Raw genomic sequence first — 23274 nt, forward strand, 5'->3', positions numbered from 1 at the left:
ATTTTTGCAATAAGCTTTTTGTTTGTTCGCATGAATGGGAAAGAATTATTACCGCACTTATTCAGAACGGAGTATCAGAAAATGGTTTCGGTACTAAGCTCGCTGTTTGGCATGGAGCACATAGAACTGGCGGAAGATATCGTGAGCGATACTTTTCTGGCCGCCACCGAATCGTGGAGCGCGAAAGGCGTGCCGGAAAACCCGACCGCCTGGCTGTACGTGGTGGCCAAGAATAAAACGAAGAACTGGCTGAAACGCGATAATTTTTTCCAGCAGCAACTGCTGACGGACCTGCGGCGCAACACCCCGGAAGGGGAAGAGATCGAGATCGACCTTTCCGAGCGCAATATTTCCGACAGCCAGCTGGCCATGATGTTCGCGGTATGCCATCCTTCCATTCCCGCCGAATCGCAGGTGGCGCTTGCGCTCAACCTGCTTTGCGGCTTCGGCGCCCAGGAGATCGCGGATGCGTACCTCACCACCAAAACCGTTATTTACAAACGGCTGAGCCGCGCGAAGGAAAAGCTGAAGGAAACGAAGATCGAAATTCAGCCGCCCACCGCGCATGAAATTGAAGAAAGGCTGGAAACGGTGCTGAAAACGATCTACCTGCTTTTTTCAGAAGGATATTATTCCATCTCCCATAATACCGTGCTGCGAAAAGAACTGTGCGTGGAAGCCATGCGGCTCGGTTACCTGCTGGTGGAACAGCCGCTCACCAACCGGCCCGCCGCCAACGCGTTACTTGCGCTGATGTGTTTTCACGCCTCTCGTTTCGATGCGAGAATGAACGAAACCGGGGAAATGGTGTTGTACGAAGAACAGGACGAATCGCGCTGGAACCGCGAGCTGATCAGAAAAGGGGAATATTACCTCAACCGGGCGGCCGATACGCCCGTTTTAACAAGGTATCACCTGGAAGCCGCCATCGCTTACTGGCACACGCATAAAGAAGATACCGCGGAAAAATGGGACAATATCCTCGACCTGTATAACCAGCTCCTGATCCTGGAATATTCGCCGGTTGCCGCGCTCAACCGCACTTTCGCGCTGTCTAAAGCCAGAGGCAAACGGGAAGCGATCCGCGAGGCGGAAAAACTGGGATTGACGGACAACTACTTTTATTATTCATTGTTGGGAAACCTCTACACATATATTGACGATAAAAAGGCGATGCAACACTACCAGACAGCGTTGCAGCAGGCGAATACACCCGCCGATGTCGCCTTGATTGAAAAGAACATCGGGCAAATCAGGCGCAGGCTGAGCGAATAAACTTTCATCCCGCTATTTTATTCTTTCGCAACCCCGTATTGATCCGGACCGGTCGGCAGGCTCTTCTTTTGCCCACTACAAACAGGAATTATGAAAACGACAGAAAACAAAAAACACATCGTGGTGATCGGCGGCGGTTTTGCGGGGCTTAATTTTGTGAAGCGCCTTTTCCGCAGCAGGCATTTCAACATCACGGTGGTGGACAAAAACAACTACAATTATTTTACGCCCCTGCTGTACCAGGTGGCCACCAGTTTTCTTGAGCCTTCCAGCATCAGCTACCCGTTCAGGAAACTGTTCCGGAAAGAACACATCGTTTTCCGCATGGCGGAACTGCTGGAAGTGGATACTGCCGCTCATAAACTCCGCCTCAGCGACGGCGGCGAGCTGGTATACGACATCCTCGTTTTCGCGGCCGGCTCCAAAACCAATTTCTTCGGCAACGACGCCATCCGCCGGCATTCTTTTTCGCTGAAAGGAATAGACGATGCGATCTACATGCGCAACGAATTGCTGAAAACGCTGGAAAAAGCGTCGCTGGAGGAAGACCCGGAAGAGCGCAAAAAACTGCTCACCGTGGTGATCGCCGGCGGCGGCCCCACCGGTGTGGAAGTGGCCGGCATGCTGGCGGAATCGAAGGCTTTCCTCGGCAACGATTATCCCAGCCTGAAACGCGCCATGGGCAACATTCACGTGATAGACGGATCGCCGTACCTGCTGGCGCCGATGAGCGATAAAACACATGCCGCCGCATATAAAGCGTTAAAAAAACTGGGCGTACAGGTAAAGCTGAACACGCAGGTGAAAGATTTTAAGAACGACCAGGTGCTGTTGTCTGACGGTTCCGTGATAGAAGCGAAAACGCTGATATGGGCCGCGGGCGTAACCGCCAATACTTTCCGCGGCATCGACCCCGCCAGCATCGGCAGGGGCAACCGCATGATCACCGATTCGATCAACAAGGTGCAGGGGTATGCAGATATCTACGCCATCGGCGACATCAGCATCCAGTTTACAGACAAACTTTATCCCAACGGCCACCCGCAGCTTGCGCAACCCGCCATCCAGCAGGGTAAAACCCTTGCGAAAAATCTTGTCCGCATGGAGGAAGGCAAGGCGCCGGTACCTTTCAAATATTTTGACCGGGGAGACATGGCGATTATCGGAAGGCAATTTGCAGTGGCGGACCTTTTTAAGCACAAGGTGCATCTTGGAGGACTGCTTGGGTTACTCAGCTGGCTTTTTATACATGTGCTTTCCCTGGTCAATTACAACAATAAAATAAAAACGCTTTATAACTGGGCGGTGGCTTATGCTACGAAAGATCAGGCGCTCCGGATGATTTTCAGACCGGGCAACCGTGAAACCGTGAGCTGATCCAAAACCCGTAAAACTTATACCCATGCTGAGTTTCAAACAATTTTTCCGATCGTCGCTGGGGAGGAAACTGGTCATGTCGATGACAGGTCTTTTCCTCTGCCTCTTCCTGATCGTGCACCTGGGCGGCAACCTTACGTTGTTTTCGGGTGATGAAGGTTATAATTTTAATATTTACGCGCATTTCATGACGCACTTTTTACCGGTGGAGATCATCGGGTACATCCTGTATATTTCCATTCTGATCCATGCGTTGTATGCGCTGATACTGACGGTGAAAAACAAACGGTCGCGGCCGGTGAAATATGCCGTTGCCCCCAAATCCGGTTCCAGCTGGGCTTCCCTTAACATGGGGCTGTTGGGCAGCATCATTTTCCTGTTCCTGGTCATTCACATGACGAACTTCTGGGGCCGTTACAAATTCACCGAAGGCACGTACCGCGAATACCGTACGGACCTGATGACGGACAAGCTCATTTCATCAACGGTTTACGTGCCGCCTTCCCCGGACTTCGAATATGCCGTGCTTACCGAAGGGGAAGTGGAGATCGTGCGGGTGAAAGACCTGTACGCGATCGTATCCGGAAGTTTCAGCCTGCTGTGGTACGTGCTGCTGTACCTGGTGGCGATGGTGGCGGTGGCTTATCATATGTATCACGGTTTCCAGAGCGCGTTCCAGACTACCGGGCTGGCCAGCCGGAAGTATACGCCGGCCATTAAGTTCATCGGCATCTGGATCTTCGCGGTGATCATTCCGCTTGCATTCGCGTCGATGCCAATCGTATTTTATATCAAGAGCCTGTTGTAGTGGACGATGAAGAACAGAAAGAAGCCTTTGCGGGATCGCAAAGGCTCTTCTGTTTACTGTTTACTGTTTCCTGTTAACTGTTCAAATGTTCTTTGATTAAACTACCGGCACTGCCATACGAACTTCAACGATCGCGCCGTACTGGATGATGGGGCAGCCTTTCGCCACCTCTACCGCGTCGTCGTAATCTTTTGCTTTAATCAGGATGAGGCCGCCGATGGATTCTTTGCCTTCGGCATAAGGCCCGCTGAGCACCTGTTCTTTCTTTTTATCGTGCCTGATCACCCTGCCGTCTACGTCCCAGCGTTTGGGAGGCGCTACCAACCTGTCTTGCGCGGCGATGCCCGCCACCCAGTCCTGGTAAGGTTTGAGGGCTGCTTTCATTTGTTCGGGGCTGGGCGCCGGGTTAGCGCTGGTGAGGTCCCGGTGGATCACTAAGAGAAATTCCTGCATGTTGTTTTTGTTTTTTAAAATGAATATGCGTTGATGATGTCGCCGGTGGAAACTTCCCGGCCTGCCGGGCGCCGGTGTGTCGTTGTGTTGCTGACCGGATGTCGCGGCCCGGAGGCGCGCCGGCGTTTGGGAGCTATCATGCGCGAACGGGTGGAAAGCGCATGCCATTTACAACAGCCTCAACGAACTGACACCCGTCATCTTCGTTACAAACAGCACCGGGCAGGCCCCGGAAGTTTCAAAGTTGAGAGCTAGGCTTTCGCCGGCGGACGGTTCGTGAACCAGGTGTCATAATCGATCCTGCCGATCCTGGGGTTTGCGCCGGGGCCGGGTATCAACGTATGATCGCTGAGCTTTGCGCCGAAATAAAGCGCGTTGGCATCGGCGATCACTTTACGCGGGTCGTTCACTTCGCTCAGGTAACGGGCTACCAGGCCGGAAAGCGTCGCCACTTCCGGTCCCGCGATCTCTAAGGTACCGTTCAGCGGGGCGCCCAGCGCTACGTCAGCCACCGCCGCCGCCACATCGTCCGAGGCAATGGGCTGCACCGCCGCCGTTGATAAATGGATCGCCTGGTCTTTCGCCGCAGAGGCCGCAATGCCGCCCAGGAACTCGAAAAACTGCGTGGAATGGACAATCGAATACGGTATGCCGGATTGTTTGATCAGGTCTTCCTGCACCTGCTTGGCGCGGAAATAACCGCTGTCCTGCAGGCGGTCCGTACCTACCACCGACAGTGCGATGTGATGTTTTACACCCGCTTTCGTTTCGGCGGCCAGCAGGTTCTGGCCGGAAGTTTTGAAAAATTCCATCACGGCGTTGTCTTCAAAAGAAGGGGAATTGGCAACGTCTATCACCACGTCAGTGCCCGCCAAAGCCTCGTCGAGGCCCTCGCCGGTGATCGTGTTCACGCCGGACGCAGGAGAGGCCGCGAGCACCTCATGACCCTGTTCACGGAGCTTTGTTACTGTTTTGGAGCCGATAAGGCCGCTCCCGCCGATGACTACGATTTTCATGTTCTCAATGTTTAGTGATGACGCCCGTGCGGGCTGTGTTATTTCATTTGCAGAATACTTTGCAAGAGGAGTGCCAGCAGGTTAACTATTTGTAGTTCAATTAATTATATTGGCATGAGGTGTTTTTTTTCACTGTATTAAGAGGATCGTACCGGTGTTTCACGAAATACAGCGTAATGCCGCCGTGTAAATAGAAAAAGGCCGGAACGATGTGCGTTCCGGCCTTTCGTATATTGGTTCCCGATTCATTTTATAAAATAATCCGCTTTCGCGATCTTCAGTTTTCTCATTTTGGAATGCAGCGTGGTGCCCGGCACCTCGAGTATTTCCGCGGCGCCGCCCACACCGGATATTTTCCCGCTGCAACGTTTTAATACTTCGATGATGTACGTTCTTTCGATCTGTTCCAGCGTTCTCGCGGAGCCGGGTTGTTCGCTGCCGTTCTCTTCCTGCTGGCGCCCGGGCAAGTGCACTTCTTTCAGCACATCACCTTCCGCAAGCAGGATGCCTCTTTCGATCTGGTGCTCCAGTTCGCGCACGTTGCCCGGCCAGTCGTAGCTTTTTAATTGCTGCAGCACTTTCCCGGAAATGCCGGTTACGCGTTTACCGATGTTTTTGCTGAATTTCAGGATAAATGAATTCGCCAGCGGCTCGATATCTTCCAGCCGCTCGCGCAACGGCGGCAGCTGAATGGGGAATACATTGAGCCGGTAATAGAGGTCAGACCGGAAGCGCCCCGCCTGCACTTCCGCTTCGAGATTGCGGTTGGTGGCGGCAATAATGCGCACGTCTACTTTGATGGTGCTTTTCCCGCCGATCCTTTCCAGTTCCCTTTCCTGCAGCACGCGCAACAATTTCACCTGCAGCTCCGGCGGCATTTCGCCGATCTCGTCGAGGAAAAGCGTGCTGTTGTTGGCCAGTTCGAACTTCCCGATACGGCGGTCTATCGCGCCGGTGAACGCGCCTTTTTCGTGGCCGAACAATTCGCTTTCGATCAGGTGGGTGGGCAAAGCGGCGCAGTTCACTTTCACCATCAGTTTGTTTTTGCGCGGGGAGGCGTTGTGTATGGCGCGCGCGATCAGTTCCTTGCCGGTGCCCGTTTCGCCGAGCAGCAGCACGGTGGAGGAAGATTCGGCTACATGCGTCATCAAACGGTATACCTTCTGCATTTGCGCACCGCTGCCCACGATCTCGGAAAAATTGTAGATCGTTTTGATCTGTTCGCGCAGGTAATCGTTTTCATTTTCCAGTTTCTGTTTGTACGCGAGCACTTTTTCGTTGGCGCGGATGTTCGATATGGCAACGGAGATCTGCGCACAGATGCTTTTCAGCAGTTCGATATTAAATTCATCTCCGAGCAGCCACATCGTGCCGATATTATTATTGCCGGCGCGCAGCGCGGAAGCGAATGCTTTTTTCTTCCCCACCTGCGTCCACAGCCTGATCACAGGACTGTTTTTACCGCTGGCTATTTCTTCGGCGACATCAAAAACGATAGGCTCGTCGTTTTTCAGCACGCGGGCGGACAATTCTTCATGAATATCGTAGGAAGCCTGCGAAAGCTCTTTGTACAGGGGAACGTCTTTATTTCCGAGCATCAGTTCGTCGGACATGTAGGGACTGAGCGTAACGCCATCGTCTTCTATGATGCGCAGCATCGCCAGCCGGAGGTCCAGCACATGATGCAGCACGTTGGTGATGGCGCGCTGCAGGTCGTCTTTCGTATGCAGCGCGGCAATGTCGCGGCTGAACTCGTACAGGAACGATTGTTCTTTTTCGCGGCGCATCAGCTCTTCGTTGGCGATGATGTTGTACATCGCGATGGAGATCTGCGCGCAAATGCCCTGCAGCAGCGGCATATTGATGTCTTCAAGACTGAGCCACAAAATGCCGAGGTTGAGGTTGCCGGTGCGCAGGGGCGTGCCTACCACGGTTTTGAACCCGATCTTTTTCCAGATCTGCAGGTAAGGAGCGGTATTGCCGCGGCTGATCTCCGCGTTTACGCTGAAGAACAGCGGGATCTCGCTGTTCAATACCCGGTTTTGCAACCCGTCGTCGATAGGCAGCCGGGCGGTGAGCATTTGCTCCACCAGTTTCATGTCTTCTATTTTCAGCGTATCGTCGTAAATGTAAGTGGTAGTGGTGGCCTGGTCGTCGTTGAGCTTGCGGATCACGTAGCCGTCGAGCGAGCTGATCTGTTTCAGGCTTTTGCGCACGGCGTCTGCCAGGTCTGCTTTGCTGCGCACCGCTGCGATGTCGTTGCTGAAGTCGAGCAGGAAAGATTTTTCGTTTTCCCGTTTAATGATCTCTTCATTGGCGGCAATGTTCGAAATGGCGGCGAACAGCTGGCTGGAAATGCGGTTGACGATGTTGACGGCTTCTTCGCCAAAGGCGCCTTTTTCGCGGGAAAACAGCATCAGGCTGTATTTGGAAGAACCGTTCCCGCCAAGGATCTTGATGATCATCTCCCGAGCGCCGGCTTCGTAATGCAGCCGGAACCAAAGCGGCAGGTTCTCATGTTCATAAGCCTGCATGTCGAACACCAGCGGTTTGTAATACAACGAAGCGATATCGTAAATGCCGTCTTCCGCCGGCGTGGGCATATGGAACGCGTCGATCGAATCGGTCAGTTCTTTCAGCGTGGCGTCGCCGTCCATCAGGTAGGCTTTATAATATTCCTCTTTTTCGTCCATCACGGTGATCATGCTGGCAGAAAACGGCACCAGGTCTTTCAGGTGCGAGCCGAGCATTTTCAGCAGGTCTTGCCGGTTGCGCACTTTTACGATCCCGTTGCTCAGCGAAAGCAGTATTTCGTTCACCGATTCGTTGCGCCGCATCGCTTCGTTCTTCTGGATATTGGCCACGGCGCCGGAGATCTGCGGCGCGATGCCGGTAATGATGCTTTTGAATTGTTCAGTGAAACCGGCCACGTCTTTCGCGTACATATGCAGGAAGCCGATGATCTGGTCTTTGTCTTTTAACGGCGTCATCATGATCGCGCGGATGCCCGCTTCATAATTGACTTTGAGGAACGACGGCGCGCCGGGCACGCCGATAATGTCTTCCATGATAAAAACGGTCGGCTGGCCGTTGTTGTACACCGCCTGGATGAACGGCTCGTTCATCGGGAATTTGCCCGCCACCAGTTTCGGATATAACGCATGGTGCTGGATGGGAGACGATTTTGGGTCGAGCAGGAACGGCGTGTAGGTTTGCTGCCCGGGGTCGATGAGGGTAACGATGGAATGGGAGAACGTAAAAAGCTCCCTGATCTTCTTCGAAAGCACGATGATCAGGTCGGTTTTTTCCCGCACTTTCGTCAGCTCGTTGCCCAGCTCCAGCAGGATGCGGCGTTCCGTTTCCAATAATGCGATGTGGTCTGCCTGCCCTTCGGCGGCAGGGATGCTTTTTGTTGTTGTCATGCTAAATAGACAGATTTTTCAGCGTATGGATGCGCCCGTTAATTTACATAACAATCGAAAACCCATAATTGGACAAATCCCGGCATTAATTTTTATTAAGACACTTTCCGCAGCTTCGCCTGATCGAGATACTGCCTTCCCCAGCCCTCCAGCGCGGAAAACACGCCCGCCAGCGACCTGCCCAGTTCGGTAAGGCAGTATTCCACCCTGGGCGGCACTTCGGGGTACACCCGGCGGATGAGCAGCCCGTCCGCCTCCATTTCTTTCAGCTGGGCGGCAAGCGTTTTATCGGAGATCCGGCCGATGGCGCCGGCCAGCTCGTTGAACCGCATCACTTCGTTCGCCCGGATGATCTTGTATATTTTCAGTTTCCACTTCCCGCCCAATACCGCCAGGGCCGCTTCTACCGAACAATCCGCATCCGGGTTGGTTTCGCAGTTGAGGGTGGGTATTCTCTGGTAACTCATTTTCGCAATTTTTTTTCCATGATAAAAGCTTTCAAATCAATGATACCTACTCCCGCGTAGGTTGCTTACGTCAGTGTAAGTTATTGTTTATCAGTTCGTTTTGACTGATTTTTGCATTATAAAACATACATTTTATGAGCAAGAACATAGTAATAACGGGAGGGTCGTCGGGGATAGGCAAAGGTATTGCAAAATATTTCTTTTCGAAAGGGTACCAGGTGCTGATCACCGGCCGGAACTTAGAAAAGCTGGAACGGATCGGAACGGAAATGCCGGGCATTTCAACCTTGCAATACGACAATGCGAACGAGCACGATCATCTTAAAATTACCACATTTATCAAAGAACGGTGGAACGGAAAGCTGCACATTCTTGTGAACAACGCCGGCATTGTGCAGTTAAGCGAGCTTGGCGCCATCAATCTCGAATCGATGGAAACAATGTTCCGTTCGCACGTGTTCGGGCCTTCCATACTGGCTTCCGCATGCCTTCCCTTCCTGGAAGCGGCGAAAGGCCAGATATTGAACATCACCAGCAGCGTGGGCATCAAACCTTATGCGCAAACCAGCGCGTACGGTTCCGCCAAAGCTGCGCTCAATATGCTCACCAAGATCTGGGCGCTGGAACTGGCCCCCAAAGGTATCCGCGTGAACGCTATTGCACCCGGGCCCACCGAAACCGGCATCCTCAAATCTTCCGGGCTGGACGATGAAATGGTCAAAGCCATCCACGAAGCGGAAAGGGCCGCCATCCCGCTGCAAAGAAGGGGATATGTGGACGATATCGTCGCCAGCGCCGTGATGCTGCTCGATTCCTGGTCTGACTGGACGACGGGCATCGTGCTGCCGGCGGATGGCGGGGTATCGATCTCGTAAAAAGGTGAAGAATGGCAGGCAGTGAAAGTGTTGGAAAAAACCGGGTAAGAGTACCCGGTTTTTTCATCTTTACATTCTACTGATATATACTGCCAAGGCGTTAAAGTTCTTTTGCCGCGTCCATGATGATCTTCGCTACTTTATCCGGCTGCGATACCATCGGTATGTGGCTGGATTTGAGCTCAGTCACTTTTGCTTTGATCATTTTCGCTTCCGCTCTTGCGAGATCGAGGGGCACCATGCCGTCTTCCGTGCCGATAATAAACCAGGAAGGACGTGTTTTCCAGGCCGCGGTGGAAATTTTGGTAACGGTGGCTTTCGCCGCCCAGGGCGTTTGCGTGGCGAAGATCACGTCTCTTTCTTCGGCGGGAAGGTCTTGCGCGAAATGCTGGTGAATGCCTTTCTGAGACAGGCTCAGGAAACCGGATTCATCCTGCCGGAACTCCGCGCTGCCGGGGCCGGGGGGAAAAGCAGAGGTAACGTCCTGCACGGTTTGCCCGTCGTTGGGCACCAGGGAGCAAACGTATACGAGGCCCACCACTTTCGGGTCGTTGCCCGCTTCGGTGATCACCATGCCGCCGTAAGAGTGGCCTACGAGCAGCACTGGTCCTTCCATCAATGCGATGGCCCGTTTGGTGGCCGCTACATCGTCTTCCAGGGAGATCAGCGGGTTTTGTACCGCGATCACGTTGAGGCCGCTGGCTTGCAGCTGCGGAATGATTTTGGCCCAGCTGGAGCCGTCTGCAAATGCGCCGTGCACCAGCACGACATTTTTTACGCCTTTGGCTGCGGCGGTAGATTGCGCGCCGGCGGGATCGGATGCGATGGATGCTGCGGTCATGGCCGTAGCGGTCACAATTTGTTTGATAGACATACGATTTGGTTTTTTTGTTTTAAATAATAGGAATGAAAGGCCGGGGTAAAACAGGGTTATTCATGTAAAGCTTTTTTGATAACGGCTGCCGCCTGCAGCAGCGCCGTCTTTACGGCGGGCACGTCGGCGATCGCGTTCAGCAGGCCGTAATCGTGGATCAGGCCGGGGTATCGCGTGAGGGTCACCGGCACGCCCGCTTCGTCGAGCTTGCGCGCATAAGCTTCGCCTTCGTCGCGGAGCACATCGTTCTCCGCGGTTTGCACCAGCGCCGGTGGCAGGCCTTTCAGCTGCTCGATGGTAGCCTGCAACGGCGAAGCGTAGATCTCCTTCCGCCTTTTTTTGTCAGGCAGGTAGCTGTCCCAGAACCAGATCATCATCTTTTTGGTGAGGAAACGTTCCTTTCCCATTTCTTTGTAGGAGCGCGTCTTGAAATCCGCGTCTGTAACGGGCCACAGCATCACCTGGAGTTTGATGGCGGGGCCGCGTTTATCTTTCGCCATCAGCGCCACGGCGGCGGTCATGTTGCCGCCCACGCTATTGCCCACAACGGCGAGGTTTTTACCGTTCACGCCAATTTCGGCGCCATGCTGTGCTACCCATTTGGTAGCCGCATAGACCTGGTTGATCGCAACGGGGTATCGCGCTTCGGGGGAAGGCGTGTAGTCGGGGAAAACCGCTACGGCGCCGCTTTCCACAACGAGGTCCCTGACGATCCTGCGATGGGTGGGATAATCGCCCAGCACCCATCCGCCGCCGTGGATATAAATGAACACAGGCGCGTTGGGCCGGGAATACAGGGGTTTTACGATGTGCAGTTTTACCATTTCGCCGTCCTGGGAAATGATCTTTTCCGATTCTTCGATGCCGGAATAATCTACGGTCACGCTGTTTTGCGCGCCGATCAGCACGTTGCGCGCGTCGGCGGGGCTCAACTGTTCGATGGGCTTACCGTTACCGGCATTCAGTTGTTTCAGGAATCCCCTCACCTGCACAAAAATGCGTTCGTCGTTTTCCGCTTTTGCCGGTTTTTTGGATTGTGCCATGATGGTGTTGTTTAATTGAATGAATAAAATCGTCAAGCACGCTAGTCGCGTAAAAATGATCTGCATACAAAAAGGGTTTGAAGGTTTTACATTATTCCTTGCTCTCGTGTTCCCTTATTTGCAAGCGATGCGCCATTTGGCAAATCATTGATAATCAATAGCAGCAGGGAATGGCGCCGGAATTTTTTGGCGGTATTTCGTAAAAACGCAACAGGAGGCCCTGAATATCGGGAATGGGGAAGTGAAAAAGCGGTTTTTGCGCGTTACGTGGAATCGGGGTTGGGGAAAACAGGGAGATCAGCGCGTATAACAACCGCTTATCCACTCAAAAAAATCGAAGTATTTCAGCATCGGTTTTTCATCGTGGTTTTCACGCGCTTCTTCGATGGCGGGCGATATCTTTTCATAAGCCGCCTTTTTTCTCGGCTGGCTGCACATTTTTGGGTTCAGCTGCACGGTGCGGAAAAGCAATTTTTCCAGCCGGTAATGCCGCCCGTGTTTGCTGTAAAAACGTTTGAAAGCCCTGATCTCGTAATCGAGATAGGCCGTATTGCCCGTTTCATAATGAATAAGGATATGCATCAGTCTGCAGGCCCGGTACGCCAGCGCAGCGCTCATCGCCTTGTGGCCGTTCAGCGCAAAGGAAACGTAACGGTTGGCCTCGTCGTATTGCCGGTGCTGAAAACACGTGATCGTGGCGAACAATAACAGTTGAAGCTGTTTGTCCGTTTTATGGAAGCCGGTATTCAGCAGCACCGTGTCGTGTATCTGCCGGATGAACGCCAGCGCATCGTCGAACGCCTGCGCGCCTGCCATGCTGCTCAGGCGGTGCAAACAAAACGTCTGGTAACACAGGTTCCGGAAATGCTCGGGATAAGGCCGGGCCATCAGCTGCTCCAGCTTCCCGGTAAAAAAATCCATTTCATGATAATAACCGATGCTGTACAGGTTGTCGAGAATGCCGTCGAGCGCGGACAGGTTGTCGTACGGCGGGTTGTTCCATAATGATTCGTTCTCTTCGAACAACGCATTCAGCGCTTTGAAGACATTTAATGCGGGATGATATTGTTTTGTATGCACGAGAAAAAACGACTGGAAAAGCAGGTGCGTTTTTCTCGATTCAAACAGGTGCCTGCCGCCCATGCTGATAATGCCCAGTTCGCCCAGCACAAGATCGTTGATCATTTTCCCGTTCCTTTCCAATCCTATCTGTTCGTTGATGAGCCGCAGCTTCAGCAATTCGTAGAGCGAGTGATGCTCGTGGATCTGGTGCAGTTCTTTCAGCGCCTGTTTGGAGCGCATTTGCAGGTCTACCACTTCCTGTTCGTTCATGCCGGGAAAACCCACGTCTGCCAGGTAATTCAGCTCTTCGCGAACGGCCTGGTAATACAATGTATGGTCCTGCGCCTGCAGGGCCAGCTGCTGCGTCTTTTTTAATTCATGATGCGCGCGCCCGGGCAACGAGCGCTCAAAACAAAGCCGGGCTTTCATGAAAGCGTGGTGACGGGCATACCATTTGTCTTGCCCCACGCGCACCGTTACCAGCTGGTCTGTCAATACTTTGAAAAGATAATGCACGGTATTGTCGAACGATGCGGCGCGCGTTTTTTTACCGAAAAGCGATTCCACTTCCGCCAGGCTTTTGTTTTCCTTACACAGCAGGTCGAAAAGCAGGAGGTAATCTTTTTCTTTTTCGGTTCCCGAAGCAGACAGCCGGAAATGTTTTTTTTCCGCGGGAGACAGGGAGCGGACCATTTTTTCAAGTTCGAGCGCGATCATGTTATAATTCAGGAAAATGGAGTGGAATGAATATCATAATGTATTGAATTATATGTTTTTATGTCATATTGTGCCGTTGCCGGCATTCATGAAAATAGGAAAAAGTGGCCAATTTCTGGAGATGTATCGCTTTATATTTGAAACTGTGCGGCCGCAGTGTGCGCCGTCATCCATTCAACTCAACAGCAAAACAGTTCCAGGTTATGTCAAACAAGATCCTCGTGGTAGGCAGTATCAATATGGACATGGTGGTGAAAACAGCGCATATTCCGCGGCCGGGTGAAACGGTACTGGGCGGCGTGTTTTTTATGAACCCGGGCGGCAAGGGCGCGAACCAGGCCGTTGCGGTGGCGCGCCTTGGCGGCAAAGCCGCGTTCATCGGAAAGATCGGGGATGATATTTTCGGCAAACAATCCGCGCATTTATTCGACCAGGAAGGAGTAGACATCAGCGGGCTGGCGTTCGACCCTGAATCGCCGTCGGGCATTGCCATGATCACGGTAGACGAAGCAGGGGAAAACAGCATCGTGGTGGCGCCCGGCGCCAATGCGCATTTGCAGCCGGAAGACCTGGCCGCGGCATTCGACCGCCACCCGGACGCAAAAGTGTTGCTGATACAACTGGAAATACCGATGGAAACGGTGCAATATGCCGCGCGTTATGCGCGAGAAAAAGGCCTGCTCGTGATCCTGAACCCTGCGCCGGCCAACGAGCGTATTCCCGGGTTGCTTCACCTGGTAGACGTGATCACGCCGAATGAGAACGAAGCGGAAATGTTGTCCGGCATCACGATCAAAGATATTGCCGGCGCCAAACGCGCGGCGGAGCGTATCGTGTCGCTCGGCGTGAAAAGCGTGATCGTTACCTTGGGCAGGCAGGGCGCGGTGGTGCTGCATAACGGGCAGTTTCACCATGTGCCCGCGCCGAAAGTGGAAACGGTAGACACCACCGCCGCCGGCGATGTGTTCAACGGCGCGCTGGCTACCGCACTCGCGGAGGGGAAACCCTTAGAAGCGGCGGCGGCATTCGCCTGCAACGCCGCTTCCATCGCGGTAACCAGGCTGGGTGCGCAATCTTCCATTCCATACCGCAACGAAGTGTTGTTCAATATTATGACCTAGGTTTTCTTCCAACAGACCAAAATAAATGCTGACGTTATGTTTATCGTAGAAAGTTATTCCCTCGCCGTTATCTTCTGCCTGGTAACCATGCTGTGCTGGGGCTCCTGGGCCAACACACAGAAGCTGGTAGCCGGAAAATGGCGCTTCGAGCTGTTTTATTGGGACTATGTGATCGGCATACTTTTATTTTCCCTGCTGGGCGCGTTTACGCTTGGCAGCTCGGGCAGCGGCGGGCGCGCTTTCCCGGACGACCTCGCGCAGGCCGGGGCTTCCAACATCCGCAGCGCATTGCTGGGCGGCGTCGTGTTTAATCTCGCCAACATCCTGCTCACGGCCGCCATCGCCGGCGCCGGCATGGCGGTGGCTTTCCCCGTAGGCATTGGACTGGCATTGGTGATCGGCGTGGTGCTCAATTACCTGCTGGCCGCGAAAGGCGATCCCGCGCTGCTATTCACCGGCGTGCTGCTGGTAACGCTCGCCATCATCGTCAATGCGCTCGCTTACCGCAGGCATTCGGGCAGTACGGGCAAAAAAGGCGTCGGCAAATGGATCGTCATTTCCGTGGTGGCCGGCGTGCTGATGTCCACTTTTTATCCTTTCGTTGCCGCTGCGATGGACCTGGAGAACTTCCACGCGCCCGCTGCCGGTAAAATGACGCCTTATACCGCTTTCGTGATCTTTTCGCTGGGCATCTTCGCCAGTAATTTCATTTTCAACGCCATCCTGATGCGTCGTCCGCTGGAAGGGCCGCCCATCGCGATTTCCGCGTGGTTTCGCGGCAGGCCGGGCATACACCTGGTAGGCGTGCTCGGCGGCTGTATCTGGGGATTGGGCAATCTTTTTAACCTGATCGCTTCGGGCAAAGCGGGGCCGGCCATTTCTTACGGTCTCGGGCAGGGCGCCACACTGGTTGCCGCGCTCTGGGGCGTGCTGATCTGGAAGGAATTTAAAGGCGGCACGCCCGCCGTCCGGAAACTGGTTTCCTGCATGTTCGTCCTGTTTGTAGCGGGCCTCGCGCTGATCATAGCCGCAGGCCGCTGAACCCGCCATTCGTCAACACGCTACACGTTAAAATTTCATGTATGAAAAACAGGTTATTCAAAAGTATGGCCGGCATGTTCATGCTGTTGCTTTGTACGCAGCTCGCCTCCGCCCAGTTCAGGGTAACGGGACAGGTAACGGACAGCCTCAGCGGCCAGCCGCTTCCCAACGCCTCGCTCCGTGAAGCAGGTGGCTCCGCCAGCGCCACCGCAGACGCGCAGGGCAATTATTCTATCACGCTTTCTTCCACCACCGCATCCATCGAGATCAGCTTTGTAGGTTACAGGCGCATGCTGGTGCCGGTGAACGGCCGTTCCGCCGTAAACGTAATACTGGCACGGGACCTGGGTGACCTGGGCGAAGTCGTGATCGTCGGTTACGGCGTTCAGAAAAAAAGCGATATCTCCGGCTCGGTAGTGTCTATCGACGCGGAAAAACTCGCCCCGCAAACGTCCGCCAGCATAGCAGAGCTGATCCGCGGCAAAGCTTCCGGCGTGCAGGTTACGCAGGGCAGCGCGAGGCCCGGGGGCTGGGCGAACATCACCATTCGCGGCACGCGTTCATTGAACGGCGGAAACGCCCCGCTGTTCGTACTCGACGGCGTACCGGTGTCTGATATCGATAACGTGAACATCAACGATATCGCTACCATCGAAGTACTGAAAGACGCCGCTTCCACCGCCATTTACGGCGCCCGCGCGGCCAACGGCGTAGTGCTCGTCAATACCAAACGCGCGAAAACCAACAGCCTCCAGCTGGAAGTAACCGGCCAGCATTCGCTGCAGCAGCTCAAACGCAACTTCGACCTGTATTCGCCCGACGAATGGGTGCAGCTGCGCCGCGAAGCGGTAAGAACGAAGAACGGCGGCGTATACCCGACGGACGAACAGGCTTTTCCCGCTCCTATTCTTTCCGCCATCCGCAACGGTCAAACCGCGGATTGGCAAAAGCTGATGCTCCGGGACGCATGGGTGCGGAAATACGACGCCAGCGTGCGCTCCGGCACAGACCGCACCCGCGTAGCGTTTTCAGGCGGTTATCTCGGGCAGGACGGCCTGGCGAAAGACGCGGGGTACGATCGTACCAACTTCCGCCTCAACCTCGATCATAAACTCCTGTCTTCGCTGTCGCTCGGCGCCAATGTAGCCTATTCCTTCGCCACACAAACCTTCGAAGACGGCTCCTGGGACGGGTTTTACCGTCACCTTACCGCGCCGCCCTACGCCACGCCTTTTAACGAGAACGGGGAGCTGAACTATATCATCGGCGAATCGAACAGCACCAACCCGCTGTGGAACTCCCGCGAATCGTCCAACCAGACGAAATACCGCAACCTGCTGGCCAACGTGTTCGCGGAATGGGAAATCGTAAAAGGCCTTCGTTACAAGCTCAATACCAGCGTGAACAGCAACACGTCTTCCAATAAATTTTACCAGACCAGCCTGCATCAGAACGGCCGGATCTTCAACGGCAACGGCTCGCTCAGCGAAACGCGCAATACGGACTTCCTGCTGGAAAACATTTTGTCTTACGCCCGCTCTTTCAGCAACGGTCATAACCTGGACGTGACGCTCGTGCAAAGCGTCAACAAAATAGACTACGAATCCAGCGGCGTGAGCGCCACCGATTTTCCGTACGACAAATTCGGGGCAGACGGCATCGCCAGCGCGCAGAAACCCAACACGCCCACGCACAGCGTGACCAACAGGAAAATTTTGTCTTATATGGCGCGCGCCCGCTACAACATCCACGATAAATACCTGGCCACGTTCACCATGCGGGCAGACGGTTCTTCCGTATTCGGCGAAAACAACAAGTTCGGTTATTTCCCTTCCGGCTCGCTGATGTGGCGGCTTTCGCAGGAAGATTTCCTGAAAGACAAAAACTGGCTTTCCGACCTGAAGCTGCGCGCCAGCTACGGCGCGGTGGGCAACCAGGCAGTGTCTCCCTACAATTCGCTGGGCGTAACCGTGCTGTACCAGGGCATCCTGATGAACAACGCAGGCTCTCCGTCCATCACTTCCGGTTTTCTTCCTTCCGCTTCTTTATACAATCCGAACCTGAAATGGGAAACCTCGCTGTCTTCCAACCTGGGCCTGGATTTCAGCCTGCTGGCCGACCGTATCAGCGGCTCCTTCGAATATTACAGCACACGCACGACGGACCTGCTGGTGAGCAAATCGCTGCCCAACATACTCGGCTATACTTCGCAGCTGGTGAATCTAGGCGAGGTGAAGAACAGCGGGCTGGAAGCAATGATCAACGTCAGGCCGGTGCAGCATAAAGATATCGACTGGAACGTGGGGCTGGTGTTTTCGCGCAACGTGAACAAACTGGTGAAGATCGACGGCAGGACCGACGAAAAAGGCCAGCCGGTGAACGATCTGAACAACAACTGGTTCATCGGCAAATCGGTGAACGTGTATTTCGATCACCGTTTCGACGGCATCTGGCAAACTGGCGATAAAGACTTTACCGACGCACACCCCACGTTGAACGCAAAACCCGGCGACGTGCGCGTGGCCGATCTCAACGGTGATTTTGTGATCAATGAATCAGACAAGATCATTTACCGCCGCGACCCGAAATTCACGGCTTCCGTCAATTCCTCCTTCCGCTTCAAAGGTTTCGACCTGTATTGGGATCTGTATTGGGTGAACGGGGTGTACAAACAAAACCCTTATCTTTTCAGCAGCAACCAGGGCGGCGCGCTCACGGGGCTTACCAACGGACTGAAAGTAGATTACTGGACGCCGGAGAACCCTTCCAATACCGCGCCGCGCCCGCGTGAGACCGGCATGGAAAACCCTTACCTGCACGTGCTCGGTTACCAGGACGCTTCGTATGTCCGTTTCCGTAATATCACGCTCGGCTACACGCTTCCTTCGCAGCTTACGAAAGCCGCGCGGATCAGGTCGGTGCGGGTGTATGCGGGCCTGGAGAACTTCTTCACGTTCACGGACTACCAGTCTTACAGCCCGGAATCCAATCCCGGGGATTTCCCCGAGCCGCGTGTTTTCCAGTTCGGTTTGAACATCAAACTTTAACATGAATGTTATGAGAAAGATTTGCAACCTGATGATATTTGCCGTTTTGTTTTTCACCGGCTGTAAAGACCAGCTGCTGGAAGAAAGCAAGACCAACCTCACCCTGGTGGAATTATATTCCACGCCGCAGGGGCTTCAAAAGGCCATGACGGGCCTGTATATCCTCGAACAGCGCGGCCCGCGCGACGGCGCGTGGTGGGACGGCGCGGAGGTCCTGTCCATCATCGGCGGCACGGACATTACCGTGGCCAATGGCGGCCCGGGCAACGGTTACCGCACCTACGACCCGATCGAGATGCAGAACGGCGGCGGTGTGGCCGCCACGATCTGGAAATACCACTACTCGGTGATCGGCAAGGCAAACGAGATTATTTTTTACGGGGAAAAAATGGCCGCAGAACACCCGGAAGTAAAAAGTATCATTGCGGAAGCGCGTTACTTCCGCGCTCATTCCTACTTCTGGCTGTTCCGCAAATACGACCGCATCTGGCTCAACACTGCGCCCACCACGCCCGAAAACGTAAACCAGCCGAGAGATTACCGCCCGGCCACGCCCGCGGAAGTGTATGCGCTGCTGAACAGCGACCTGGATTATAGCATTGAAAACATCAATAAAGACGCCCGCGATCCTGGCAAAGTAACGGAAGTGCTGGCCAGGCACATCCGCGCGGATGTTGCGATGTGGCAGCAGGATTGGAGCGAGGCCATCACGCAAACGGAAGCTATCTTTAAACACACGGATTATGCCCTGGTGTCGCTGGACAGGCTGTTTACCGGCGCAAGGCTCGATCACAGCGAGGCGCTGTATGTGTTACGCAGCGCAAAAGGCGGGTACGACGTGAGCACCAACCGGATGCAGTCGCATTTTATTCCCTGGTACGACAAAGTATGCGGCGAGCGCAGCTATACCAACGGCGGCTGGGGATGGGGCTGGCTGTACCCGAACGATTACCTGTTCAGTCTTTACGACCCTGCGAAGGACCAGCGTTACGCCAAATTCTACAAAACGGAATACGTGGTAACGAAAGTAGTGCCCGGCATGCCGCCCGGCACGCAGGTGGGGGATGTGGTGAAAGTGACGGAAGCGAATAAAAGCCTCTATTATACGGCCTTTCATCCTACCACCACCAAATTCGTAGACACCTGGACGGTTTCTTCGCCAGACGATGGCTGGTCGTACAAAGACTTCATGGTCTACCGTCTCGCCCAAACGTATCTTTTCGCGGCAGAAGCGTATATGCGTTCGGGTGATAACGTTAACGCCCTGAAATATTACAACAAAACCTGGGAGCGCGCCGGCAATACGGCTTTTGCGGGCACCGTCTCCGAACAGCTGATTATGGACGAGCAGGCGCGAGAACTGGGGCTGGAAGGCCATCGCTGGTTTTTCCTGAAACGGATCGGCAAGCTGCTTAGCCAGGTGCGGCTGCACGCGGGTGAAGAAAACCCCTACACGGCGGAAAATTACCTGCTGCCGCGCACCAACATCAAAGATCACAACGTGCGCTGGCCGATACCGAACAGCGAGCTGAACGTGATGGGGAAAGAACATTTCCCGCAAAACCCGGGCTACAACCCATAACCTGTCAAAAAAAACTGATATGAAAAAGATCATCGCCGCATGCGTGGCATTGTGCAGTACGATAGCCTGCGCGCAAAACAAGGGAACCGCCACCCGCCCGGACACAAAGATCACTACCGCTGTGCTCCAGGACAAGATCAAAGGAGGTTGGGCGGGACAAACGATTGGCGTCACCTACGGCGGGCCCTTCGAGTTCAAATTCAACGGTACCATGGTACAGGATTATATACCTGTAAAGCCCTGGGACAGCACCACCATCGAATGGTGGTACGACCATGGAGCCGGCCTGTACGACGATGTGTACATGGACCTGACCTTCGTGAAAGTATTTGATAAATACGGCCTCAACGCGCCGCTGGATTCCTTTGCCAATGCATTTGCCTATGCCTCCTATCCCTTGTGGCACGCCAACCAGGCTGCCCGTTACAACCTGCTGAACGGCGTTAAAGCGCCGCAAAGCGGGCACTGGCGGAACAATCCGCATGCAGACGATATCGACTTCCAGATCGAGGCGGATTTTGCGGGGCTGATGGCGCCGGGTATGGTGAACACCGCCACTACCATCTGCGACAGCATCGGGCATATCATGAATTACGGTGAAGGATGGTACGGCGGCGTTTATGTCGCGGCCATGTATTCGCTGGCGTTTGTGTCCGACGATATCAACTGGATCGTAACGGAAGCGCTGCAAGCCATTCCGAAGGAAAGCCGGTACCGCCAATGCATGGAAGCCGTTATCGCCGGTCACAAAAAGTACCCCGACGATTGGAAACGCACCTGGTTTGAAGTGGAGCGCAATTTCAGCGAAGACCTGCATTGCCCGGATGGCGTGTTCGCGCCATTCAACATCGATGCTACCACCAATTCCGCTTATATCCTGATCGGCCTGCTGTACGGCGGAGGCGACTTTACCAAAACGATGGATATTTCCATGCGCTGCGGGCAGGATGCGGACTGCAATCCCGCGTCGGCGGCGGGCATCCTGGGCACGATGATCGGTTACAGCCGCATTCCGGAAAAATACCTGGCGGCAATACGTCCCGTGGAAGCCAGGAACTTTGTGTACACAGATGCTTCACTCAACGATCTGTACAGGATGAGCTACAACCATGCATTGCAGCTGGTGCGCAAACATAACGGAACAGTAAATGGAGCGGATGTGACCATTCCTTACCAGGCGGTGAAGCCCGTGAGGCTGGAAGAGGGGTTTGAAGGACATTACCCCGTGAAAAAAACAGCTGTGAACAAACCGGTTGCGGAAGTGGGAGAAGTGCAGTTCAACGGCAATGGGATCATTTTTAAAGGATATGTACAGGGCCCCGGGAATTATGTTGCGCAAGTGGACCTGCTGGTAGACGGCAAACCTTTACGCACATCGGGCCTGCCCGCAAACCATACTACGCGCAGGGATGAAGTGGGGTACGCTTATGAATTGCCCGCCGGCAGCCATGTGGCTTCCCTGCAATGGAAAAACCCAAACGACAGTGCGAAAGTGCAGGTGCTGGAAGTAATCGTATTCGATCATCCCCCGGTGAAAAAATGAAAAAGTTACTGATCCTCCTGGCGATGGCGCCCACATTGAACCTTCACGCGCAATCCCCATCCGGCGCTGAATTACGGTTGCCCGTAAGCACTGTAACGGACAAGATCCGCGGCGGCTTGCTGGGGCAGATGCTGGGCAATCTTAACGGCATCCCGCACGAGCATAAATATATCCATGCGCCGGGCAACGTGGAGCAATACATGCCTGCATTGCCAGGCGGCGCGTGGACGGACGACGACACGGATTTTGAATGGGTGTACATTTTTGAGATGCAGCGGCGCCGCCAGGTGCTGCTGCCTTATGACACGATCGCCGCGCTCTGGAAAGGGCGCATCAACAAAAACATCTGGTGCTCTAACCGCTATGCACGGCATTTGATGGACATGGGGTTCCTGCCGCCGTTAACCGGCGACCCGTTGCTGAACCCCTGGGCGGCCTTCAACGTGTCCGGCCAGTTCCTCTGCGAAACGTTTGGCCTGCTGGCGCCCGCCATGCCCGCAACCGCCGCGGAGATCGGGCTGCATTATACAAGGGTGGCCATCGGCGGCGAGCCGGCGCAGACCACGCAGTTTTTCACCGCTATGATCGCCATGGCATTTGTGAACAACGATGTGGACAGCCTGCTGAACGCGGGCATGGCGGCTGTAGACCGCCGCAGCCATACTTTCCAGCTGATAGACAGCGTCCGCAATTGGCACCGGCAAAATCCCGGCGACTGGAAAAAGGCCCGCCAGCTGCTGCACGACCGTTACACCCGGGAAAACGGCGGTCTTCGCGACAAAAACGGCACCGAACTGAACACCGGCGCGATCGTGATGGCGTTGCTGTACGGGAAGGGCGACTTCGCGGAGAGCCTGCGGCTGGCGTTTAACCTGGGGTGGGACGCGGATTGCAACGCCGCCACGGTAGGCAGCATCCTGGGCGCGATGCGCGGTTACCGGAAAATGCTGGCGAATGGCTGGAAAATAACCGACCGTTACGCCAATACCAGCCGCGACCATATGCCGGCAGATGAAACGATCACCAGTTTTGCGGACCGCCTGGTGGAGCTGTTCGAAATGGTAAATGAACAGCAGGGCGGGCGCCGCGAATTATCCGGCGGCCGGCCGGTATACCTGATCCGGCAACAGCGGCCGGCGCCGGTACTGCTGCAAAAAACCGGGAAAGAACGGCAGGCTGGTCTGCCCGGCGAAGATCCGCTCCGGCAGCTGACGCTGGGCATTACAACCGGAACAAACCCCGAAAAAGCCCGCGCCGCTTACATGGCCGTATGCCTCGGCTTCGACCGCCGGCTTGCCCGCAGCCATCCGCAGGCATGGCGGGAAGCGAAGGCGCAGCTCGGCGGTTATTGGAAAGTGATGAACAATATTTTCAGCGAAGGTTTCAACGACCTGGCGGCCTTCCGCAAAAAATTCGAGGAAGCCGGTTTCCGCGCGCCCCGCCAGCGGTACGCCGATTCGGTGATCTACGGCGATGCCGTGTACTGGAAACAGCCTGAAGAAGCGCGCTAACTTTGAAGTTTGATCTGATCGCCAGGATGTTTATCTTGAG

The 23274-nt window shown here is 54.5% G+C and carries 17 protein-coding genes; 10 read left to right on the forward strand and 7 right to left on the reverse strand.

Going from position 1 to position 23274, the window contains the following annotated elements:
* The first annotated feature begins 30 nt into the window (after nucleotides 1-30).
* The 3 genes from J7I43_RS03860 to J7I43_RS03870 all read left to right on the forward strand — a co-directional run bounded on the left by J7I43_RS03860 (nucleotide 31) and on the right by J7I43_RS03870 (nucleotide 3460).
* On the forward strand, nucleotides 31-1275 hold the full coding sequence (locus J7I43_RS03860) for an RNA polymerase sigma factor (RefSeq protein ID WP_262898617.1): 1245 nt from the start codon (nucleotides 31-33) through the stop codon (nucleotides 1273-1275).
* A 90-nt stretch (nucleotides 1276-1365) separates the two neighbouring features.
* Nucleotides 1366-2652: an NAD(P)/FAD-dependent oxidoreductase gene (locus J7I43_RS03865; protein WP_209143431.1), complete on the forward strand. Its 1287-nt coding sequence runs from the start codon at nucleotides 1366-1368 to the stop codon at nucleotides 2650-2652.
* A gap of 25 nt (nucleotides 2653-2677) precedes the next feature.
* Complete coding sequence (locus J7I43_RS03870; RefSeq protein WP_209143433.1) at nucleotides 2678-3460, forward strand: succinate dehydrogenase cytochrome b subunit; 783 nt, start codon at nucleotides 2678-2680, stop codon at nucleotides 3458-3460.
* A gap of 96 nt (nucleotides 3461-3556) precedes the next feature.
* Here J7I43_RS03870 and J7I43_RS03875 read toward each other — a convergent pair whose 3' ends face one another.
* The 4 genes from J7I43_RS03875 to J7I43_RS03890 all read right to left on the reverse strand — a co-directional run bounded on the left by J7I43_RS03875 (nucleotide 3557) and on the right by J7I43_RS03890 (nucleotide 8818).
* A complete protein-coding gene (locus tag J7I43_RS03875) occupies nucleotides 3557-3913 on the reverse strand; it encodes a YciI family protein (RefSeq protein ID WP_209143435.1) in 357 nt (118 codons plus the stop codon).
* A 251-nt stretch (nucleotides 3914-4164) separates the two neighbouring features.
* The gene (locus tag J7I43_RS03880) at nucleotides 4165-4929 is read right to left on the reverse strand and encodes an SDR family oxidoreductase (RefSeq protein WP_209143437.1); all 765 of its coding nucleotides are present in this window, start codon (nucleotides 4927-4929) and stop codon (nucleotides 4165-4167) included.
* Nucleotides 4930-5174: 245 nt separating this feature from the next.
* Complete coding sequence (locus tag J7I43_RS03885) at nucleotides 5175-8351, reverse strand: sigma 54-interacting transcriptional regulator (protein WP_209143439.1); 3177 nt, start codon at nucleotides 8349-8351, stop codon at nucleotides 5175-5177.
* Nucleotides 8352-8446: 95 nt separating this feature from the next.
* Nucleotides 8447-8818: a winged helix-turn-helix transcriptional regulator gene (locus J7I43_RS03890; RefSeq protein ID WP_209143441.1), complete on the reverse strand. Its 372-nt coding sequence runs from the start codon at nucleotides 8816-8818 to the stop codon at nucleotides 8447-8449.
* Nucleotides 8819-8952: 134 nt separating this feature from the next.
* Between J7I43_RS03890 and J7I43_RS03895 the strand changes: the two genes are divergently transcribed.
* Entirely contained in the window at nucleotides 8953-9693 is a 741-nt protein-coding gene (locus tag J7I43_RS03895; RefSeq protein WP_209143443.1) for an SDR family NAD(P)-dependent oxidoreductase, read from the forward strand.
* A 100-nt stretch (nucleotides 9694-9793) separates the two neighbouring features.
* Here J7I43_RS03895 and J7I43_RS03900 read toward each other — a convergent pair whose 3' ends face one another.
* The 3 genes from J7I43_RS03900 to J7I43_RS03910 form a co-directional block, all read right to left on the reverse strand.
* Nucleotides 9794-10567 (reverse strand): alpha/beta fold hydrolase, encoded by a 774-nt coding sequence (locus J7I43_RS03900; protein ID WP_209143445.1) that lies wholly within the window; start codon nucleotides 10565-10567, stop codon nucleotides 9794-9796.
* 56 nt (nucleotides 10568-10623) lie between these two features.
* Nucleotides 10624-11610, reverse strand: a complete 987-nt coding sequence (locus J7I43_RS03905; RefSeq protein WP_209143447.1) for an alpha/beta hydrolase — start codon at nucleotides 11608-11610, stop codon at nucleotides 10624-10626.
* A gap of 297 nt (nucleotides 11611-11907) precedes the next feature.
* A complete protein-coding gene (locus J7I43_RS03910) occupies nucleotides 11908-13389 on the reverse strand; it encodes a hypothetical protein (protein WP_209143449.1) in 1482 nt (493 codons plus the stop codon).
* Between the two features lie 203 nt (nucleotides 13390-13592).
* On the opposite strand from J7I43_RS03910, the gene rbsK reads away from it, so the two are divergent.
* From rbsK to J7I43_RS03940, 6 genes are read left to right on the forward strand one after another with little or no spacing between them, the layout of a single operon-like run.
* Complete coding sequence (gene rbsK / locus J7I43_RS03915) at nucleotides 13593-14510, forward strand: ribokinase (RefSeq protein ID WP_209143451.1); 918 nt, start codon at nucleotides 13593-13595, stop codon at nucleotides 14508-14510.
* Nucleotides 14511-14546: 36 nt separating this feature from the next.
* Nucleotides 14547-15551: a hypothetical protein gene (locus J7I43_RS03920; RefSeq protein ID WP_209143453.1), complete on the forward strand. Its 1005-nt coding sequence runs from the start codon at nucleotides 14547-14549 to the stop codon at nucleotides 15549-15551.
* A 41-nt stretch (nucleotides 15552-15592) separates the two neighbouring features.
* On the forward strand, nucleotides 15593-18598 hold the full coding sequence (locus J7I43_RS03925; protein ID WP_209143455.1) for a SusC/RagA family TonB-linked outer membrane protein: 3006 nt from the start codon (nucleotides 15593-15595) through the stop codon (nucleotides 18596-18598).
* A 10-nt stretch (nucleotides 18599-18608) separates the two neighbouring features.
* Entirely contained in the window at nucleotides 18609-20180 is a 1572-nt protein-coding gene (locus J7I43_RS03930; RefSeq protein ID WP_209143457.1) for a RagB/SusD family nutrient uptake outer membrane protein, read from the forward strand.
* A gap of 19 nt (nucleotides 20181-20199) precedes the next feature.
* Nucleotides 20200-21723 carry an ADP-ribosylglycohydrolase family protein gene (locus tag J7I43_RS03935; protein ID WP_209143459.1) on the forward strand — a complete coding sequence of 508 codons (1524 nt, stop codon included), beginning with the start codon at nucleotides 20200-20202 and terminating at the stop codon, nucleotides 21721-21723.
* Nucleotides 21720-23234 carry an ADP-ribosylglycohydrolase family protein gene (locus tag J7I43_RS03940; protein WP_209143461.1) on the forward strand — a complete coding sequence of 505 codons (1515 nt, stop codon included), beginning with the start codon at nucleotides 21720-21722 and terminating at the stop codon, nucleotides 23232-23234. Before J7I43_RS03935 ends, J7I43_RS03940 begins: the two co-directional genes overlap by 4 nt.
* Nucleotides 23235-23274 lie beyond the last annotated feature (40 nt).

It is taken from the genome of Chitinophaga chungangae, from assembly GCF_017742215.1.
GTDB classification, from domain to species: Bacteria; Bacteroidota; Bacteroidia; order Chitinophagales; family Chitinophagaceae; genus Chitinophaga; species Chitinophaga chungangae.

Coding starts and splice junctions, on each gene's coding strand:
- J7I43_RS03870 (WP_209143433.1), top strand. CDS start 2,678: ATGCTGAGTTTCAAACAATTTTTCCGATCGTCGCTGGGGAGGAAACTG.
- J7I43_RS03885 (WP_209143439.1), bottom strand. CDS start 8,351: ATGACAACAACAAAAAGCATCCCTGCCGCCGAAGGGCAGGCAGACCAC.
- J7I43_RS03860 (WP_262898617.1), top strand. CDS start 31: ATGAATGGGAAAGAATTATTACCGCACTTATTCAGAACGGAGTATCAG.
- J7I43_RS03880 (WP_209143437.1), bottom strand. CDS start 4,929: ATGAAAATCGTAGTCATCGGCGGGAGCGGCCTTATCGGCTCCAAAACA.
- J7I43_RS03940 (WP_209143461.1), top strand. CDS start 21,720: ATGAAAAAGTTACTGATCCTCCTGGCGATGGCGCCCACATTGAACCTT.
- J7I43_RS03930 (WP_209143457.1), top strand. CDS start 18,609: ATGAGAAAGATTTGCAACCTGATGATATTTGCCGTTTTGTTTTTCACC.
- rbsK (WP_209143451.1), top strand. CDS start 13,593: ATGTCAAACAAGATCCTCGTGGTAGGCAGTATCAATATGGACATGGTG.
- J7I43_RS03865 (WP_209143431.1), top strand. CDS start 1,366: ATGAAAACGACAGAAAACAAAAAACACATCGTGGTGATCGGCGGCGGT.
- J7I43_RS03875 (WP_209143435.1), bottom strand. CDS start 3,913: ATGCAGGAATTTCTCTTAGTGATCCACCGGGACCTCACCAGCGCTAAC.
- J7I43_RS03935 (WP_209143459.1), top strand. CDS start 20,200: ATGAAAAAGATCATCGCCGCATGCGTGGCATTGTGCAGTACGATAGCC.
- J7I43_RS03905 (WP_209143447.1), bottom strand. CDS start 11,610: ATGGCACAATCCAAAAAACCGGCAAAAGCGGAAAACGACGAACGCATT.
- J7I43_RS03900 (WP_209143445.1), bottom strand. CDS start 10,567: ATGTCTATCAAACAAATTGTGACCGCTACGGCCATGACCGCAGCATCC.
- J7I43_RS03895 (WP_209143443.1), top strand. CDS start 8,953: ATGAGCAAGAACATAGTAATAACGGGAGGGTCGTCGGGGATAGGCAAA.
- J7I43_RS03910 (WP_209143449.1), bottom strand. CDS start 13,389: ATGATCGCGCTCGAACTTGAAAAAATGGTCCGCTCCCTGTCTCCCGCG.
- J7I43_RS03920 (WP_209143453.1), top strand. CDS start 14,547: ATGTTTATCGTAGAAAGTTATTCCCTCGCCGTTATCTTCTGCCTGGTA.
- J7I43_RS03925 (WP_209143455.1), top strand. CDS start 15,593: ATGAAAAACAGGTTATTCAAAAGTATGGCCGGCATGTTCATGCTGTTG.
- J7I43_RS03890 (WP_209143441.1), bottom strand. CDS start 8,818: ATGAGTTACCAGAGAATACCCACCCTCAACTGCGAAACCAACCCGGAT.